We start from the raw sequence: 2,008 nt of genomic DNA, 5'->3' as shown, positions 1-2,008 counted from the left end.
GAGTCCCACTGGATATACATATTACCCAATTGGAGCGCAAAAACGGTTAGAGCCAACGAAACGAAGGGGGCGAAGACCATTCGTAACAAGTTAAGCTTGGATGGCAGTTGTCAAGGGGATTTGAGAAGATGCTTCAAAGAAAAAGTAGTCAGACCCTCGCTGTCGATCGGGAAAAGGTGCAACAATTAACTTAACATTGGGTTTTCGTTGAGATTTAACAATACCTAAATCTCGATTTTCGGGCGCAGCGAAATACTCGATAGGGTCAGTTGCCTTACCTTGTTGGCGGGCCACATAAAAATGGTAAAGGCCCCGGTAAATCATTTCTAATGAAATCGAATCTATGGGTAAAGAGAGTTGGTCAGCAACGGCCTCACCTAAATCGACCAAGAGTGCATAAAATATCCAAGTACCCCAGATTTGAAGCTGAATCCCGTTGAGAGAACCCGTCCACAAATAACTTAATCCCAAGAGTCTTTTTACGGTATAGAAAGCTTCTTCAATCTTCCAACGCCTGCGATATAAATCTGCCACGACGTAGGGTGGTAGCACTTGAGGATCTAGTACGCTTGTCAAATAAGAATGCCAGGTTTTACCCGAGCGAACTTCAATCAGACGCAAGGTAATAAATGGAGTTCTTGCTGTTCCCGAACCCAAGCGTACCAGACTATCTTTCAGGTCGTAACTTTTGGTAAATACTCGCTCTACTTGAATGGCTGCTCCTTTTTTTAAACGAGTAATTAAATGGATATCTCGTTCAATTAATTTGAGCCAAAAGCTAAAATGGTAAAATCCTCTATCCAGTAAGAGTAAGGTTTTAGTTGGTACTAATTGCAGGATGTTTTCTTCAAGCTTAACATCAGAAGCTCGCTTAGTTTTCCTGAAACCAAATATCAACCGGGAGCCTCGTCATTAAATCTATAACTGTTGCCATTTTCCCTGCCAACTGCCCTTTAGGTACATCTTCCAGGCTTTTGAGCTTGCAAAACAATGCTTCGAGGGTTGAACTATCTACTATCCAAATTCTCGAAAATTTTCTCAAGGCAAATTGAATGCTTTCTGGTAGGGGTCGTTGTTTTCTCTGGTACCAAGCAGTTCTTAAACTTGGCAATAAGTTTTTAAAGACTCCCTCAAATAATGTAGCGGGAAAACTTAGAAACCTTTGAGACATAGCTTGTTGACTGACTGTCGTAGGTCGGCACCATAAAAAACCTTCTCTTGCCAGCATTCTTGTAAGTTCTGTCACCCCCGCTACATCTCGCCACAATAGGGTTAATACTGCTGCTACCATCAACGGTAAGTTAAGAATTCTCCCTCGTAAACCCAGTTGGCGGTAGTAATTTTCTTGTGAGGTGATAGCCGGTGTTAGTAATGCCGATAGTTGTGAGGCAATCTCAGGAGTCCTCCACCATCGGTTTTGTAGTTTTTTTGGCGTGGTCACGGTTGGTTTTCTGACTTTTAGCCATATTTACTGACCTACACAATCGCTCAATTATTTGTCAATTATATCCTTCGATCTCCCCAACGCTCGTCATCGATCTCGCTCGCCGCAACGCTGCCGTGTACTTGTGGTGCAACCCGGGATCGAGCGCCCGCCATTATTATCGATTGCCCGCCATTATTATCGATTGCCCGCCATTATTATCGATCGCCCGTCATTGTTATCGATCGCCCGTCATTGTTATCGAGCGCCCGCCACTATTATCGATCGTCCGCCACTATTATCGATCGTCCGCCACAGAATTTGATCGCGGTGCAACGCCAATCAAGCCAACAACTTATTAATAATGATAATCGCGATTGGGTGGGAGAGTCAGCCACAGGCTGACTCTCCCACCCTTACCCCCTTTTTTGATTATCATTATTATTCACTTAGATTTCTATACAAAGAGGTATTGACAAAATATACTCCCTTCTAACTTGTTACGAATGGGCGAAGACTTAGTATTTTAGGCTTGCTACAACCGTGTATTAATTTCGCGTATGGGTTGGCTGTCGGGAGTTTTAG

General features: G+C 43.4%; 1 protein-coding gene and 1 pseudogene. One reads left to right on the top strand and one right to left on the bottom strand.

Annotated elements, in window-relative coordinates:
* Window positions 1-90 precede the first annotated feature (90 nt).
* Window positions 91-1,393, bottom strand: a pseudogene (locus tag QUA16_RS36500) (IS4 family transposase).
* A 215-nt stretch (window positions 1,394-1,608) separates the two neighbouring features.
* Between QUA16_RS36500 and QUA16_RS36495 the strand changes: the two are divergent.
* Window positions 1,609-1,785, top strand: coding sequence for a hypothetical protein (locus tag QUA16_RS36495; protein WP_333109716.1), 177 nt, complete (start codon window positions 1,609-1,611; stop codon window positions 1,783-1,785).
* Window positions 1,786-2,008: the final 223 nt, after the last annotated feature.

Source organism: Microcoleus sp. S13_C3, from assembly GCF_036700905.1.
In the GTDB taxonomy this organism is placed as follows: Bacteria; Cyanobacteriota; Cyanobacteriia; order Cyanobacteriales; family Microcoleaceae; genus Microcoleus.
Note: the sequence above shows the minus strand (reverse complement) of the source record. Positions and strands in the feature narration are given on the sequence as shown.